Source organism: Chryseobacterium sp. IT-36CA2 (assembly GCF_949767875.1).
Lineage (GTDB): Bacteria > Bacteroidota > Bacteroidia > Flavobacteriales > Weeksellaceae > Chryseobacterium.
In genome coordinates, this window is the sequence record NZ_CATKPG010000023.1 from 329,168 (window position 1) to 345,646 (window position 16,479).

The 16,479-nt window shown below is 36.6% G+C and carries 11 protein-coding genes; 3 read left to right on the top strand and 8 right to left on the bottom strand.

What is annotated here, in order from left to right; genetic code table 11:
- Nucleotides 1-10: 10 nt before the first annotated feature.
- Nucleotides 11-457, bottom strand: a complete 447-nt coding sequence (locus ACM6F9_RS18430; protein ID WP_164976673.1) for a type VI secretion system contractile sheath small subunit — start codon at nucleotides 455-457, stop codon at nucleotides 11-13.
- 343 nt (nucleotides 458-800) lie between these two features.
- Between ACM6F9_RS18430 and ACM6F9_RS18435 the strand changes: the two genes are divergently transcribed.
- Nucleotides 801-1,847: a hypothetical protein gene (locus tag ACM6F9_RS18435; protein WP_414847053.1), complete on the top strand. Its 1,047-nt coding sequence runs from the start codon at nucleotides 801-803 to the stop codon at nucleotides 1,845-1,847.
- 60 nt (nucleotides 1,848-1,907) lie between these two features.
- Here the strand turns inward: ACM6F9_RS18435 and ACM6F9_RS18440 are convergent, their stop codons facing one another.
- From ACM6F9_RS18440 to ACM6F9_RS18455, 4 genes are all read right to left on the bottom strand, one after another.
- Nucleotides 1,908-4,004, bottom strand: coding sequence for a M13 family metallopeptidase (locus ACM6F9_RS18440; RefSeq protein WP_414847054.1), 2,097 nt, complete (start codon nucleotides 4,002-4,004; stop codon nucleotides 1,908-1,910).
- Nucleotides 4,005-4,348: 344 nt separating this feature from the next.
- The gene (locus ACM6F9_RS18445) at nucleotides 4,349-6,406 is read right to left on the bottom strand and encodes a M13 family metallopeptidase (protein WP_414847055.1); all 2,058 of its coding nucleotides are present in this window, start codon (nucleotides 6,404-6,406) and stop codon (nucleotides 4,349-4,351) included.
- A gap of 259 nt (nucleotides 6,407-6,665) precedes the next feature.
- Entirely contained in the window at nucleotides 6,666-10,064 is a 3,399-nt protein-coding gene (locus ACM6F9_RS18450; RefSeq protein ID WP_414847056.1) for a polysaccharide deacetylase family protein, read from the bottom strand.
- 89 nt (nucleotides 10,065-10,153) lie between these two features.
- Nucleotides 10,154-11,404, bottom strand: a complete 1,251-nt coding sequence (locus tag ACM6F9_RS18455) for a CinA family nicotinamide mononucleotide deamidase-related protein (protein ID WP_414847057.1) — start codon at nucleotides 11,402-11,404, stop codon at nucleotides 10,154-10,156.
- A gap of 114 nt (nucleotides 11,405-11,518) precedes the next feature.
- Between ACM6F9_RS18455 and ACM6F9_RS18460 the strand changes: the two genes are divergently transcribed.
- The gene (locus ACM6F9_RS18460; RefSeq protein ID WP_414847058.1) at nucleotides 11,519-11,992 is read left to right on the top strand and encodes a hypothetical protein; all 474 of its coding nucleotides are present in this window, start codon (nucleotides 11,519-11,521) and stop codon (nucleotides 11,990-11,992) included.
- Between the two features lie 43 nt (nucleotides 11,993-12,035).
- Here ACM6F9_RS18460 and ACM6F9_RS18465 read toward each other — a convergent pair whose 3' ends face one another.
- The 3 genes from ACM6F9_RS18465 to ACM6F9_RS18475 form a co-directional block, all read right to left on the bottom strand.
- Nucleotides 12,036-12,575 (bottom strand): lipocalin family protein, encoded by a 540-nt coding sequence (locus tag ACM6F9_RS18465; protein WP_414847059.1) that lies wholly within the window; start codon nucleotides 12,573-12,575, stop codon nucleotides 12,036-12,038.
- 73 nt (nucleotides 12,576-12,648) lie between these two features.
- The gene (locus ACM6F9_RS18470; RefSeq protein ID WP_414847060.1) at nucleotides 12,649-13,383 is read right to left on the bottom strand and encodes a LytR/AlgR family response regulator transcription factor; all 735 of its coding nucleotides are present in this window, start codon (nucleotides 13,381-13,383) and stop codon (nucleotides 12,649-12,651) included.
- Nucleotides 13,384-13,533: 150 nt separating this feature from the next.
- Nucleotides 13,534-15,327, bottom strand: coding sequence for a histidine kinase (locus tag ACM6F9_RS18475; protein WP_414847061.1), 1,794 nt, complete (start codon nucleotides 15,325-15,327; stop codon nucleotides 13,534-13,536).
- 134 nt (nucleotides 15,328-15,461) lie between these two features.
- Between ACM6F9_RS18475 and ACM6F9_RS18480 the strand changes: the two genes are divergently transcribed.
- Nucleotides 15,462-16,379, top strand: coding sequence for an SIMPL domain-containing protein (locus ACM6F9_RS18480; RefSeq protein ID WP_414847062.1), 918 nt, complete (start codon nucleotides 15,462-15,464; stop codon nucleotides 16,377-16,379).
- The last annotated feature ends 100 nt before the right edge of the window (nucleotides 16,380-16,479 follow it).

Here is a 16,479-nt window from a genome sequence, read left to right on the forward strand (position 1 = left end):
TAGTCTTTAATTATTTTTCAAGTTCTTGTGCCACTTCTTTCAATACTTCTACGAACGCAGCTCTTGTCTGATCATTCTCCAGCATGTTGCGTAGAATTTTGTTAGTTTTCAGCTGACGTACTATTTTATTGTACTGCTCCTGTTCCATGCTCAGCTGCTGCAGATAATCTGACTTCTGAGTAAGGCTTTTAGGAGTAAAGTCTCCAAGGTTTTGAAAACGGAATTCTTCTTCTACCATTCCACCATCTTCTGTTTCGTGCTGTACAGATATTGCTGGCTGAAAATGTTTGAAAACGTCTTCCACTGTTTTTAATCCTGTTACGATTTCAGGAGTATAAGACTCTTCTGTTGTAAGTTGGCTTACTATCAGTGATTTATTTTCCTGTATTTCCTGAATAGCTTCATTAGCGTCTACTTTTACCTCGTTTCCGCCAACACCATAATTAAACATTGCCATATTATTGTTATTTTGAGATTTATTAATTTGGTTTGGATCTGTCTTTGAGTAATTTACCGATGAATCAAATAAATTACCAATCCAGTGTTTAAATTTAAAAAAAAACTGTAACATAAAAAATTTTACTAAGATTTTTATTGAATCAATTCAATTTATTTACATTTATTCAACATAAAATCACCATATTACGATATCACTAAGCTATGAAAAAATAAATAAAAAAATTCAAGAAAGAATAAATAAAATTTTTGTTCGCTTTACTCTTATCCAATGAATGTTAAAATAGGAGTTCCTCAGACATTACAAAAAATATTCGTTATATTTAATCAAAGTGAACAGTGTCATGAAAGATGTAAAAATAGCGTTCAGAAAACCAATATTTCCAGTTTCAGAAGCATTACAGCAGTATTTGGAAAAATATAATAGAACCACCAAAATTAAGTTTCTGTATGAAGACCTCTTAAGATTCAGTGATAGTGTAAGAATTCTGGATAAAGACGGAAAAGATACTTTGTGGCTTGGGGTATTATATCCTGAATTTGAATTTAAAGAAATAGAGGCTAATTTAAATAAGATTTATACTCTTCTTCATTCTGATGGAGATATTGCTACTTTACCCTATCTGAAAGTGGACACGATTGACTTTTGTACGTTCGGAAATTCAAAACCTTTCCGGGTTCGGGTGAGAAATGTACTTAATGATAATTATACTTATTTTTATATTAAACAGGCTGATGCTTCCCGAATATTCGGGCTGGAGCTTGAAGATCTGCTTTCTCCCAACCGGATAAATTTTTTGGTTTACAAAAACACGTTAATTGAAGAGCATATTTTAGGAATTCCCGGAGATGTTTTCATTCAAAAACATTTATTCAACTGTACAGAACTGGAAAAAGCACAGATTTCCAAGGAGTTTGTGAAATTCAATGAGCGTTGTCTTATCGGGCTTCTTGGTGACATGCGTTCTTATAATTATGTTGTAATTCCCATACACGATTTTGACCAGGTTATTTACAGAATTCGTCCTATCGATTTTGATCAACAAACGTATGAGGGAAATTTGAAAGTCTATCTTCCACAGTATTTCAAAGAAAACAATCAAATGGTGAATATGGTCATGGAAAAGCTGAAACCAAGTTCTATAGAACAGTACCGTAAAGAAGTACGTTCACAGATCGTAAAAAGAGTGACCAGCAGCCAAAATAGATTCGATGAGCTCATTTCTATTATGAAAAAAGATAACATCGCGCCGGAAGCCAATGTTACAGAACTAAGGACGGCTTTACAAAAACTCACCTATGATGTGAATTTCAAGTATTGTAAAACCATGGGAGATATCATAGAAACCGGAATCAAGTTTGTACTCCGGAATTATAAGAAAGAATATTAAAAAGAGAATCCGCTTCAAAACGAAGCGGATTCTTTCTTTTCTAACAATTTTCGGGTAAAATTACCAGATTTTTATTCTGTCCTGAGGAGCTTTATACAGTTTGTCCCCCGGTTTGATATCAAATGCTTTGATGAATGAATCCTGATTTACCAATGGTCCAAATGCTCTGAACATTCCCGGAGAATGCGGGTCTGTTTTCACCTGATTGATCATATACTGGTCTGTAGCTTTAGTTCTCCAAACAGTAGCCCAGCTCATGAAGAATCTCTGATCCTGAGTGAATCCGCTGATCTTCCCTGGGTTTCCTTTATCTTTTAAATACATTTGAAGAGCATCGTAAGCCACTGCTACTCCACCTAAGTCACCGATGTTTTCACCGCTTGTAAATTTACCATTCACGAAGCTTCCTTTTACAGGTTCATAAGCACTGTATTGAGCAGCTAACTGACCTACTTTTGCATCGAAGTTTTTACGGTCAGCATCTGACCACCAGTTGTTAAGGTTACCATCTCCATCGAAACGTGAACCACTGTCGTCAAATCCGTGAGAAATTTCGTGGCCGATAACGGCTCCGATTCCTCCAAAGTTCACTGCTGCATCAGCTTTAGGGTTATAGAAAGGCGGCTGAAGAATAGCTGCCGGGAATACAATCTCGTTGTTTGATCCGCTATAGTATGCATTTACAGTTTGTGGAGACATTCCCCATTCTGTTTTGTCAACTGGCTTTCCTACTTTGTCCAGACTTCTCTGATACTGCCATGCTGCTACATTCTGAAGGTTAGAATATAGGGTAGCACCTTCTTTTGGAGATTCTACTTTTAATTGAGTATAATCTTTCCATTTATCCGGATAAGCGATTTTCACTGTAAACTTGGATAGTTTTTCCTGAGCTTTCACTTTGGTTTCAGGAGACATCCAATCTATATTCGCGATGTGTGTTTTGAATGATTTTAGAAGGTAATCAATATACGTTTCCATCTGCTTTTTAGCTTCAGGAGTGAAATATTTGTCTACATACAGTTTTCCGAAAGCTTCTCCAAGAACACCGTTTACAAGAGAAAGTCCTCTTTTGTTCATTGGACGCTGCTCTTTTTGTCCCTGTAAATATTTAGCATAGAAATCGAATCTGATCTGCTCCAGGCTGTCGTTCAGGTTGCTTGCGTTTCCGTTGATGATGTGGTATTTCAGATAATCTTTCAGTAAAGGAAGGTTTTTCTGGGTAATGAACTGATCCATGTTCTGGTAGTATTTCAGCTCTCCGATGATCACCCGGTCTGTATTTACCCCTGCATCTTTCAGATATTTGGCAAGGTCAACGTTTTTCACAAGTCCTGACAATTCTGATACATTTTTAGGATTGTATCTTAAATTGGCATCTCTGTTCTGCTCAAGAGTCAATAAATAATTGGCCAGCTGCTTTTCAAAGTCTACCACATTCTGCGCAGCCTGAGTATTATTTTTATATCCTAAAACTCCGAATAATTTTCCAACGTAAGCCTGATATTCTGCTAATGTTTTAGTATTGGCATCGTTTACTTTCTGATAATAATCTCTTCCTAATCCCAAATCCGGACCACCAAGATACACCGCATTCATATTGGAATTCTTCATATCAGCACCTACTCTCCATCCGTAGAAAGAGTTATCGCCTAATTTTGTAGCTTCCAAAAGGTATTTCTGAAGGTCACCCACACTTTTAATAGCATCTACTTTGGCAAGATCAGCTTTGATAGGCGCCAGACCTTCTGCATTTCTTTTATTGGTATCCATAAAAGAGGCATACAGATTCTGGATTTTCTGTCCTTCAGATCCTGCCGGATATGATTCTGTAAGAATTTTATTCAAAATATCTAATGAAGCATCATCCACATTTTCTCTCAACGCATTGAAAGAACCCCAGTTTGCTTTATCGGAAGGAATTTGAGTAGTCTTCACCCAATTTCCGTTCACATAGCTAAAAAAGTCATCCTGCGGGCGGACACTGGTATCCATGTACGATAAATTGATTCCCTCTTCTTTTGCTTCTTCTTTTACCGGTTCAGCTACTTTTGCTGCAGCTTCTGTTTTATTGTCTGTCCCTGCAGTCTTTGCTGCACCACAAGAGTTAAGAAATACAATACCTGAAAGGGCAAGTATTCCAATATTTAGCTTTTTCATTAAAGATAATTTTTGATTTTACACAAACTTATCAAATATACAAACTTTAATGACATGTAATGAATGATATTTATATATGGCTGAAAATTGAAGATTTGGATTAAAAATTTAAAGTTTAATGTTTACCACCCCGTCAAAAATTCTTTGAATTTTTGCCACCCCTCCAGCGGAGGGGGAATGATGGAGGCCGTTATTATAACTATTATTCCTCCGGTTCCTTATTACTTATACCTATTTTCCTTAATCCCTATTATCTATTATCTATTATCTATTACCTACCATCTGCTACCTAATCGCTTCCACCTAAAAAAACAAAACCGCCCATTGCTGAGCGGTTGTTATTTTTACCAGATTTTGATTCTGTCTTCTGGAGTTTTGTATAATTTGTCTCCTTGTTTTACATCGAACGCTTTATAGAAAGCGTCAACGTTGATAAGCGGACCAAAACTTCTGAAATATCCTGGAGAGTGCGGGTCAGTTTTCACCTGATTCACCATATATTTCTCACTTGATAATGTTCTCCAAACGGTTGCCCAGCTTAGGAAGAATCTCTGATCCTGAGTAAATCCACTGATTTTTCCTGGGTTTCCTTTATCTTTCAGATACATTTGAAGAGCGTCATAAGCGATGTTTACTCCACCTAAGTCAGCAATATTTTCACCGTTTGTGAACGTACCGTTTACAAAAGTTCCTTTTACAGGCTCATATTTGTCATACTGAGAAGCAAGGGCTTTTGTAGCTTTTTCGAAGTTTGCTTTATCTTCCGGTGTCCACCAGTCTACCAAGTTACCATCAGCATCGAACTGTGCTCCTGAATCATCAAATCCGTGGCTCATTTCGTGACCGATAACAGCACCAATACCTCCGAAGTTTACAGCTGCATCAGCTTTAGGGTTAAAGAATGGCGGCTGAAGAATCGCAGCAGGGAATACAATCTCGTTGTTTACCGGGTTGTAATATGCATTTACAGTCTGTGGAGTCATTCCCCATTCTGTTTTATCTACCGGCTTACCAATTTTAGCCAAGTCTTTGTTGTACTGCCATTCTCCGATGTTCTGAAGGTTTTTGTAAAGGTTTCCACCATTGGCTTCAGAAAGGATATTTAATTTTGAATAGTCTTTCCATTTATCAGGATAAGCCACTTTTACAGTGAACTTATTCAGTTTCTGCATTGCTTTTTCCTTAGTGGTAGAAGACATCCACGCTAAGTTGTTGATGTGAACAGCAAAGCTCTTCTTTAAATAATCGATCAATTCCACCATCTGAGCTTTTGCTTCAGCTGGGAAATATTTCTCAACATATAATTTTCCGAAAGCTTCTCCTAAAGAACCATTGATCAATTCAAATCCTCTCTTGTTAAGAGCTCTTTGTTCCTGTTGTCCTCTAAGGTATTTACCATAGAAAGCAAACTTCATATTTCCTAAGTTTTCGCTTAAGTAAGAAGCGCTTCCGTGGATCATGTGGAATTTCAGATAATCTTTAATTACAGGAAGATTCTGAGCATTTACTAATTTATCAAAGTTCTTATAGAATCCTAATTCACTGATAATTACTTTGTCAGAATTTACGCCTACTTTTTTAAGATAACCTGGAAGGTCAACATTTTTCACCAAAGCAGAAAGTTCAGTCATTGTCTTAGGATTGTACTGAAGTGTGTTGTCACGGCTTTGCTCGTTTGTCAGGTAAGTCTGCGCAATACTTTTCTCATAATTAACGATACCTTTTGCTGCTTCATCAGCATTTTTATATCCTAATTCTTTTAGCATTGAAGCTACATACTTCTGATATTCAGCAATTGCTTCTGTATTTTTTTCGTTTACTTTCTGATAGTAATCTCTTCCTAAACCTAGAGAAGCATTACCTAAGTAAACTGCATTCATTTTAGAATCTTTAAGGTCTGCATCTACTCCCCATCCGTAGAAAACGTTTTCACCTTCTTTGGTTACAGAAGTAAGATAGTTCTGAAGATCAGCCATGTTTTTAATAGCATCAATCTTATTCAGATTTTCCTGGATTGGTTTGATTCCGTCAGCATTTCTCTTCTGCATGTTCATGTAAGTAGCATACAGATCCTGAATTTTTTTCCCTTCACTTCCGTCAGCAAATTTGTCTTTCAAAAGAGAGTTCAGGATTGTCATGGAATTGTTATCCGTATCCTCAGCCAGTTTGTTGAAGCTTCCCCAAGTTGGTTTGTCAGATGGAATTTTGGCTGTTTTCATCCAAGTTCCACTTACATAGTTGTAAAAATCATCCTGAGGACGCACCGAAGTGTCCATCAAGCTAAGGTCTAAACCTTTGTCTGTGTTATTCACTGCTATTTTAGCAGCTTTAGCTTGTGCGCTCATAGTAGTTTGAGTGCAGATCCCTGCTATTAAAAACAAAGAAAGCGTTATTTTTTTCATTATGATAACAATTTTTAGAATATGTATGATTTATTTCGTATTTGTTACGTTTCAAGGAAACAAATTTAAACAAATAACATCATAGCATGATAAGAATGTATAAAAGATGGAAGCTGGGGAGGAAGCTGGAAGTTATAAAAATCGTAAAAAATGATAACATAACTGTAATCCTATTTTTTAAAAGTAATTTTATTATAGTCCTCAGTAATGATAAAATAAAAGTTACTTCCAGCCTCACTTTTCCCACCTATAGCTTTATCTAAGAAGTTGCTATCTCTTTTACATTCCCGGTTCTTTTCAGGAATCCCCAGGACTGCATTTCGCCTTTCAATGCTTTTCTTAAACTTTTAAATAATACAATATACATCAGCCATCTATACCCGAATCTCTGTGGAATAACATACAACAGATTAATCAGTTTTTCCCGCTGCATGATGAATGCTATTAAAGCTAATGAAGCATCCACTAAAAGGAAGATCAGATAATAGGTAAATATTTTACCTCCGTTTCCGGATAGGATTCCAAAGAACATAATCACGTCTGCCAATGGCGAGAAAAATGGTATAATGTATTGGAATAATAAAATATTTGGCATTGCCCAAAGTCCCAATCCTTTATATTTGGGGTTAAGGAAAGTCTGTCTCTGTTTCCAGAACATCTGCATGATTCCGTAGGTCCAGCGGAAACGTTGTTTTAAAAACTGTTTCGTTGTTTCAGGTGCTTCTGTAACTGCAACAGCTCTGTTTTCGTTGGCAACTGTATATCCAGCTTTTAATATTTTCACGGTAATATCACAATCTTCTGCCAGAGTATCGGACGAATAACCTCCTGCTTCAATAATTACAGATCTTTTAAATGCTCCGATAGCTCCCGGAATTACGGTAATAGCATTGATATGAGCATACGCAAGTCTGTCAAAATTCTGGCTTGTTGTATATTCTATAGCCTGCCACTTGGTAAGCCAGTTGACTCTGTTTCCTACTTTTACATTTCCTGCAACAGCAGCAATTTTTTCTTCCGGATCTGAATTTAAAAATCTTGCAATCATATATTTCACCGCATCCTGCTGCAGCTTGGTATCGGCATCAATACACACAACATATTCCGCATCGGTCTGTGATATTCCAAAATTCAGGGCAGTGGCTTTTCCACCGTTTCCTTTGGTGAAGATTCTCAATTTTGGATGATCCGGAAATGCTTCCAATGCTTTTTCATAAGTAGAATCTTTACTTCCGTCATCTACCATAATAATATTAAAATTTGGGTAAGTCTGTTTCAACAAATTCTGCAAAGAAGAGACAATATTCACTTCTTCATTATAAGCAGGAACAATAATTGAAACCTTTGGATAGGATTCCAACACCGGAAATCCACCCAGTTTTTTCTCTTTTTTTCTTTCTTTAAAAGCCCAGTATGCCATCAGCAGTAATCTAATCAGTCCTAACACAATGAAAATGGTAAACAATGCAACCAGGAAATGACTTATTCCGTAGATAACAGTAGCCAATACAAGGTTCAGCTGCATGATATAATACGATCTTGTTTTGGGAACTTCAGGCATCAGCTCACTTCTACTTTTATGCAAAATATTGGTCAGGTTGGTAAAATGATAGCCTTGTTTCTGAAGAGTAGGAATCAGAATTTTTAAAGCTTTTACGGTTTCTTCTCTGGTATCACCACCCGCATCATGAAGAAGAATGATATTCCCTCTCTCCTGTTTGATTCCGGCCATTACACGCTTTACAATTTCATCTGCTTTTATTCCCGGCTGCCAGTCTTCTGGGTCTATATTTTCTCCAATATCAAGATAGTTCTGCTGTCTTGCCAAAGCAACAGGGATAATCTCTTCTGAAGTGGTAGGCTCCGAGTCTGCATTGTATGGAGCTCTGAACAGAATAGTACTGTGGCCTGTGATACATTCAATCAATAGTCTTGTCAGTTTCATTTCCAGCAAAGCTCTTTCAGGGCTTACTTTGGCCACATTTTCATGAGTAAAGGTGTGATTTCCTATTTCATGTCCTTCACGATAAATTCTTTTAACGAGCGGAAGGTTTTTTTCGGCATTTAATCCTACCAAGAAGAAAGCTGCCGGAACATGGTATTTAGATAAAACATCCAATACCTGCGGAGTGTACGTTTCATCCGGACCGTCATCAAAAGTGAGGACGAGTTCTTTCTGAGGGGCACTTCCATATTTTTTAACTTCATAAGAACTTGGATAGGTAATATAATTCTCGTCTGTGATAATTTTCTCTTTCGGATCAATTTCCAGAGCAATTTTTCCGTCATGAGGAGTATTCAAAACATCTAATACTTCTCCGTCTCCGATGTAATCCACCATGGTCTGTCCTTTCACATTCTCCAGTGTTTTTAAATTTAACTTGGAAAGACCGGCAAACGTAAGATCTTTATCATAAAAATTCCAGACTCTACTGTCCTCACTTCCGAGTCTCCAGAGTGCTGTTCCTGCCAAAGGATACTCTGAAGAGAAACGCATTGTATTGAAAATAGAAGCTGCATCATTGAAAAATACAGTGTGAGTCAAGTTCTTAGAATCCGTATAAGAATAATTTAAATTAAACGTATTGTCATTAAAATCAATAACCGCTTTACTGGCACTGGCTTTGGTAATCGCCTGCATGTAAGTAACAGAAGTATTGTCATCCTTATTGGAACTCCAGTCGTAGCCATAGGCTCCTAACCCCAGAATAATTTTTTGCGGAGAAACTTGTTTTACGATTTTCCCAGTCTGTTCCTCGATCCATTTTTGGGAAGAAACCGGACCTGCATCACTTCCTGCAGAATATTCGTCATAAGCCATCAGTACAAAATAATCTACATAAGGATTCAGTTTTGGGATATTGTAATCATCATTATCCGTCATAATATCCATGGTCACCAGCAACTGATTCTTTTTGAAGGTTTCTGAAAGCTCTTTCATAAAGGCAATCAGATTTTCATCAGAATTCAGGTTCATATCTTCAAAGTCAATATTAATTCCTTTGAAATGATATTTTTGACATTGCTGGGTAATCTTTTGAATCAAATGAGTTCTTTTCTGCGGATCATTCAAAACTTTCACCAATCCCTCTGAACGGAACTCTCTGTCTGAATTGTTACTCAGCATCGGCATGGCTGCAACTCCTGTTCTTTTGATCACTTTATATCCTTCCGGATCCACATTGGTTTTCAGATCACCTGTTTTCGGATCAAGGAAAAACCATTCAGGAAAAACAAGATTGACATGTCTGATATTTCTTTTCAGAGACATCAGTGACTGAGGATCCCATGCCACATAAAAGGCAGACCGGATTCCTCCCGGAAACTGAGTCCAGTTTCGGTTTTGATTTTTGTATCTTTCTTGTCTTGCCTTCTCAATTTTATCGAGGCTGGTATGGATTGTTTTTTCAGAAATAAAACTTCTGAAACCTTTGTATTCTTTGGAAATTTTATTCTCCTGAAGATAAGGTTTATTGGCTGTAATAACGGCTTTATAGTCTTCTTTAAAAGGAATTTTAGGACTTCTGTCCAGGGTCATCATCAGACCTAAAGCAAGCAGAAGCAGTATTCCTATAAAGATAAAAACACGGCTTCCCCATTGTACACTTTTCCAGCGTTTTTTGCTGCTGGTCTGAAAAATCTGTTTGGAATTTTCCACGATTTTTGAAATTTATTGAAGGGCTTTCAAAAAGTGTGAAAAACTATACTAAAATTAATTAAAAAAAAATTAAAAATAAAGTATTGTAGTTAACTGTTTACAAGAAGGCCTACCAAATCCTGAATCACTTTTTGGGAAACAAAATCCATAAAGTCTACTCTTTCCAGATGGGGCATGTATAATTTTGAGGTTACTTCCTGATCATTAATCCTGATGGTGTAGTAAACTGTTCCCACATCTTTACCGTCCTCTCCTTTTCCAGGTCCTGCAACGCCTGTTGTAGAAAGGGAAATATGAGTTTCAAACAGTTCCTGACATCCTTTGGCCATTTCCTGTGCCACCTGTTCACTCACTACCGTAAACTGGTCTACGGTTTCTTTGGAAACATTTAAAATTTTAACTTTTTTCTCAGTGGCATAGGCTACCATTCCGCCAAGGAAATATTTTGAACTGCCGGAAACCGAAGTGATCATTTTTGCCAGTTCGCCCCCTGTACAACTCTCTGCGGTCGAAATCGTCAGCTTTCTTTCGGTAAGCATTTCTGCCAGAATGTTTTCAATTTTATCTTCAGATACTGCAATAACGTGGCCTTCTACCAAAGGAAGCAGTTTTTGTATTTCTTCTTCTGTTCTTTGTTTCAACTGTTCTTCATTCTCACCGGAAGCCGTCAGACGAAGCTTTACACGAGTTCCAACGGGAAGATAAGACAATGCAATATTTTCTGGAAGCGCCAGTTCCCATTCTTCAATTTTGTCTGCAAGAATACTCTCAGGAATTCCTACTACAGAAACAATTCTGGTATGGATATAATGAAGTTTGAACCTTTTCTGCAAATAAGGAATGATCTGATCTTTAATGAGTGGTTTCACCTCATAAGGAACCCCCGGAAGACTATAGCACAATTTTCCTTCCTGTTCCATCATCATGCATGGAGCAGTTCCGTAATGGTTTTGAAAAACAATGGACTTGGTAGGAACAAAAGCCTGTTCTTTGTTTCTCTCCAGAATATCTGCTCGTCCTCTTCTTTCCATATAACCTTTCAGATGGTTGAAAGTAACCTCATCCAAAGCAATTTCATCATTAAAGTATTCTGCCAGTGCTTTTTTGGTTTTGTCATCTCTCGTTGGCCCCAATCCACCCGTTGTAATCACTAAGTCTCCAGTTTCAAAGGCTGTGCTTAATGTATTTTTAATGGTTTCAATTTCGTCTGAGATCGTAAGAATCTGAATAACTTTTATCCCTACATTTTTAAGTTCTGTAGCAATAAAATTAGAATTGGTATCTACCGTGTTTCCAGAAAGGATCTCATCACCGATAGTAACCAGAACAGCATTTTCCATATGTTTTTTTGTTGAAAAAAATTCTATGCAAATGACGGAAAATTCTGTGGCAGCGGCAATATAAATTGATTTTTTCTATTTTTGACGAAATTATCTAAAACTACAACAAGAATTATGTCTAAATATGATGATGCTTCATGGCATTATGGCGGTGATTTTCCGGAAGGACTTCCTCAGAAAAATGGGGCAACCCACACAGGAATGTTCCTGAACTGGTGTATTCATAACAATCTGATTTCAGATGAACTGAAAGAAGATAATGAAGAGGAAATAGAAAAAGTAAAGCGAAGAGAAATTACTGGCGCAGAGTTCATTATGGATTCCTGCGACGGGAAATTTTCCGAATATGATCTGAATGAATTAGGAAATCTTTTTGCAAAAGATTATTATGCAGACGATACGGACTTCGGAAACAGATACAGCTCATTTGCTGATGATTATGTAAATCTTTTTGATGGTAAAGCAGAGGAAAATGACTACGAGTACGAAACTTTCTATCACATCGAGGACACGTACGAAAACTATGATCTTATGAAACAGGTTATTGATCACCGTTTTGAGGAATGGAAAGAGTATATTAAAAGTTAAAAAACTAAAAGCGAAGAAAATTGTTTTTTCTTCGCTTTTTATATTAATTATGCTTCACCCAGATCAGTTCATCGGTATTATATCCGATTTTTTTTGCTTTTTGAATGAAACGCTGACGGATGCTTTCAGGAATGTTGGTAGTACGGGAAAGAATCCACAAATATTTTAAGCTGCTTCCAGCTACCAGAGCATATTGATAGTCTTCATCAATATCTATGACATTATAGCCTGCCCAAATGGGTTTAAAAAATGAAACTTTCAACCGGGCTTCTTTCGGATCTTTTACAAATTTTGCTTCCCCGATGGATTCGTTCCATACTTTTTTAACGTAATCATACCCTTTATTTCTGACCTGAACCGTTCCATCCGGATTCTCGGAATATTCTGCAGTAACGTTATCCATATTTTTCTCGAACCTGTAATCAAAACGGGCGATCTCATACCATCTGCCAAGGTATTTTTTAAGATCAAAATTCTTTACAGCAGATGCTCCTCTGGGAATTCTTACAGAATAAGAGTTGAAAACGATAAGACCCAATGCTCCCAGGGAAACGGGAAGTATAATTTTATGAATGGTTTTCATGACAGGAATATTTTGGTGTTATTATAAAAACTTCAAAAATAATGCCTTAAGTCTGTTAAAGATACAATAAATTCTAAGAAAATACTTTCAGGAAATTATCTTTAAAGCTTCCTGAAACTTCAATTTCCGTATCATCAGACAGCATTACAGTTCCGCTTTTATGATAGGATTTTACAAAACCTGTATTGATAATATGGGAACGGTGAACTCTTACAAACGGGTTTTCCAGAAGGTCATCAAAGTGTTTCAAAAAACGGCATACCATCTTCTTTGAGCCATCTGTAAGGTATACCTGCGTAAAGTTTCCATCCGCCTGAAGCCTTACGATATCTTCGGTCTTTACGACGTCAAATCCCTGTAGTGTAGGCAAAATCAATTGTTGTTTTTCCGGTTTTAACTTCAGGTTTTCAAGAAGAATTTTGTTTCGGTTGAGCTCATCTTTTTTCTCAAGACTTTCAGCCACTTTATTGACTGCAAGAATCAGTTCCTGAATATCAATAGGCTTTAAAATATAATAACTTGCTGACTTGTTTAAAGCCTGCAAAGAATATTGCGAAAATGCAGTAATGAAAATGGTTTCATAGGAGAAATCTTTGGTTGCTTCCAGAACATCAAAAGCATTTCCAAAAGGCATTTCAACATCCAGAAAGACTAATTGAGGTTGTTTTTCAGCGATTAGCGGAACAGCTTCTTTGATATTTTCAGCTTCGCCAAGAATTTCCACCTGCGGACAGTATTTGGTCAGATAGTTTCGTAAAACTTCTCTTGCTATGAGCTCATCATCTACAATTACGGCTTTTATTTTCATTTGAATAGATATTAGGTGGCAGTGTGTAGGTTACAGATGCAAATTAGTAATATTTAACCAATCGTACAATCAGACCCAAAACATACAAAGCATATGCCTTTTTATTTACCTAAATCTTCACTAATTTATAAACAGTAATCCCCTGTCAGTTTATACCAGATTGATCCGGATTGTTACCAAAACACCACTGCTATTTTCCTTGTCCTTTACAGAACAGCTGATATCTTTTTTGTACAGATCATTCAGGAGTTGAATTCTTTCCAGTGTATTTTTCATTCCTCTGCCCTCTCTGGTCTTTTGATGCTGGGTTTTTTGCTTTTTACTTTCTTCGATTCCTATTCCGTTGTCTTCAATAAGGATCTTCAGATGAGATTCACTTTTCTCAAAGCTCAATTTTAGAAACCCCTTGTCAGCTCTGTAACGGAGCCCATGCCAGACGGCATTTTCCAGAAACGGCTGTATCAGCATTCCCGGAACTTGTAGATTTTGCATATTCAGACTTTCATCTACTTCAATTTCATAATCGAATTTATCTGCAAAACGTGTCTTTTCTAGGGCAAGATAACTCTGAAGGGGATCCAGTTCCTGCTGAAAAGGAATAAAATCTTCCGTGGAATTTTCCATTACCCCACGCATCAGCTTGGAGAATTTTGTCAGATACTGATTCGCTTCCAGTTCATTATTAGTTGCGATGAAGTGATTGACACTATTTAAACTATTAAAAATAAAATGAGGATTCATTTCTCTACGAAGCGACTGAAGGGCTATTTTCTTATTTTTTGTCTGCACCTTTTTCAGTGTTCTGAAAATAAAAATAATTAATCCGGTCAGCAATATCAAAGCTCCGATCAAAGTATAATTGAAGACATTCTTTTTTCTGATAAGTTCGTCTTTCAACCCTTTTTCTTTTTCCAGCTGTGAAATTCGCTGTTCTGTATCTTCCAGGATTTTATTATCTACCAGGCTTCTGTCTTTGGAAACGAGATTTGGAAATTTTCCCAAAAAGTCTCTGTAAAGCTGAACTGATGCATCTACATTTCCTGAAATGGCATAAAGACTGTCCAGTTTTTTTACACTTCTCTGTGCTTCCAGCGTATGGCCTTTGTCCAAAGCAATTTCGTAGGCATTTTTCAATAGATCCACGGCTTCCTTAGGATCATTTTTCTTAATATAAATATCCGCTAACTCCTGAATCTGATTGACTTTCTCCTGTGAGTTTTCTTTCACGAAATCTTCTTTCAGCACTTTCTTTTTAGCTTCAATAGCTTTCTCAAAGTTTTTGTTTTCTACATAGAGATCCGCCAGTTTCTGATTAATCGCAAGGGCTTGCTGAGGTGCTTCTTTTTTGGAAATTTTATACGCTGTATTCAGATTTTCTTCAGCACTGGAAACATCTTTCTGTTTTAAATTCACATCTGCCAATTGACTGTAACTTTCCGCAAGGTCTCCCTGTTCATTTTCCTTTTTAGTCAGATTGATATTATTCTGGATTGCTTCTGCTTTAAGTTCGGGTGTAGGAGAAGAAAGTCTTGCCACATCATTAGAATTCACCGCTTTACTTTTTTCACTGTACCCCATTTGTGCCGCTCTGCCATAGTTACTGATAGCAGGTGTTATTTTGTTCTGTTTTTCCTGTGATTGGGCCAATCTGCGGGTTGCTTTTTCAATATTGGGTTTGTCGTTGAGTTTTTCATACAGATTTTTTGCTTTTGTATAATACTCTTCACTTTTGGGAAAGTTTCCGCCATTGAAAAAGGTTTCCCCAATGTTATAATATGAATCTGCCTGGGCGGGTTCATTCTTCGTATCCATTGCTTTTTTCAGCTTCTTTGTTTCTATCTGCACTTCTTCCACAGCAGCAGTACTGTTATTGGTAGTTTGGGAATAGATTGTACTTCCCCAAAGCGTCAGTGAAAAGAACGTAAAGAGTTTAAGCATTTTCATAAAACAAAGATATACATATATATAGTCTGCTCAAAAACTATTCACCAAGTGAAAACTCCTTTTCACCAAGTTGAGTCTCTGATACTGTGACCGTAAGGCTAAGTTTGAGGCAAAATAATTCAAATTTAAAAATCATGAAAAAACTAACATTTACATTTTGTATCATCGCTGCATCTTTTTTTAATCTTTCAAAAGCACAGGTGGGAGGAAACCAAATCTACAGAGACAGAAATAATGCCGATTATTCCACTCTCAAAAATCTCCCTGAATTTAACAATACCAATAGTTATTTCACCAACGACTCCACACTGATTGTCAATGTAAAAATATTGATGAATAAACCTGCAGACCGTTATAAAATCACCCTTGGACTAAATGAGGAAGCCGACACTCCAAAGATTGCACTGGAGAATATCAATAAGAGAATCAATGGTTTTATCAAAAGAATATCTTCAATGGGAATCAAAAGTGATGCTATTTTTGTGGATTTTATTTCACAGACGAAAGTCTATGATTACAACATCAATAAAGACTCACAGACAACCACCCAGAAAATGGATGGATTTGAAACCAAGAAAAATATCATTATTACAGTAAACAAGCACTCAATGATTGAAAAGCTAATCTCTGAAGCTTCCGATTTTCAGATTTTTGATGTGATCAAAGTAGATTATATCAGCAATGATATTGATACCATTCAGGAAGATCTGCTCAAGGAAGCATATTCTGTTTTTAACAAAAAGAAGGAAAACTATTTTAAACTGTTTAAAAAGGAAATTATTGGAACTCCTACAGCTACATCAGGTTTTACATATGTTTTCCCTAAAAGCCAATATCAAAATTATACAGCTTTTGAAAGTGCCAATGTTACCTATGGATATGACACCAGATATGTAAAGAAGGAAGAAAGAAAATCAAAAACCTTTTATTATGACGGTACAGATTATACAGGTTTTGATAAGGTCATCAATAATGCTGATCCTGAAGTAGGTATACAATATATTATGAACCTCAGCGTAAAATATGATCTGAAAAAGAATAAAGAGAAATAAAGTGAAACATCTTTTCATCATCTTAACGGCTTAAAAAATCTTAACCGTTCAAAAGTCTTTTTTTACCTCGTTCTTCTTTTTTTAAAGGCTCACCAAGTGA

Excerpts from the sequence above, each read along its gene's own strand:
- ACM6F9_RS18430 (WP_164976673.1), bottom strand. The coding sequence starts at position 457 with ATGGCAATGTTTAATTATGGTGTTGGCGGAAACGAGGTAAAAGTAGAC.
- ACM6F9_RS18435 (WP_414847053.1), top strand. The coding sequence starts at position 801 with ATGAAAGATGTAAAAATAGCGTTCAGAAAACCAATATTTCCAGTTTCA.
- ACM6F9_RS18440 (WP_414847054.1), bottom strand. The coding sequence starts at position 4,004 with ATGAAAAAGCTAAATATTGGAATACTTGCCCTTTCAGGTATTGTATTT.
- ACM6F9_RS18445 (WP_414847055.1), bottom strand. The coding sequence starts at position 6,406 with ATGAAAAAAATAACGCTTTCTTTGTTTTTAATAGCAGGGATCTGCACT.
- ACM6F9_RS18455 (WP_414847057.1), bottom strand. The coding sequence starts at position 11,404 with ATGGAAAATGCTGTTCTGGTTACTATCGGTGATGAGATCCTTTCTGGA.
- ACM6F9_RS18460 (WP_414847058.1), top strand. The coding sequence starts at position 11,519 with ATGTCTAAATATGATGATGCTTCATGGCATTATGGCGGTGATTTTCCG.
- ACM6F9_RS18465 (WP_414847059.1), bottom strand. The coding sequence starts at position 12,575 with ATGAAAACCATTCATAAAATTATACTTCCCGTTTCCCTGGGAGCATTG.
- ACM6F9_RS18470 (WP_414847060.1), bottom strand. The coding sequence starts at position 13,383 with ATGAAAATAAAAGCCGTAATTGTAGATGATGAGCTCATAGCAAGAGAA.
- ACM6F9_RS18475 (WP_414847061.1), bottom strand. The coding sequence starts at position 15,327 with ATGAAAATGCTTAAACTCTTTACGTTCTTTTCACTGACGCTTTGGGGA.
- ACM6F9_RS18480 (WP_414847062.1), top strand. The coding sequence starts at position 15,462 with ATGAAAAAACTAACATTTACATTTTGTATCATCGCTGCATCTTTTTTT.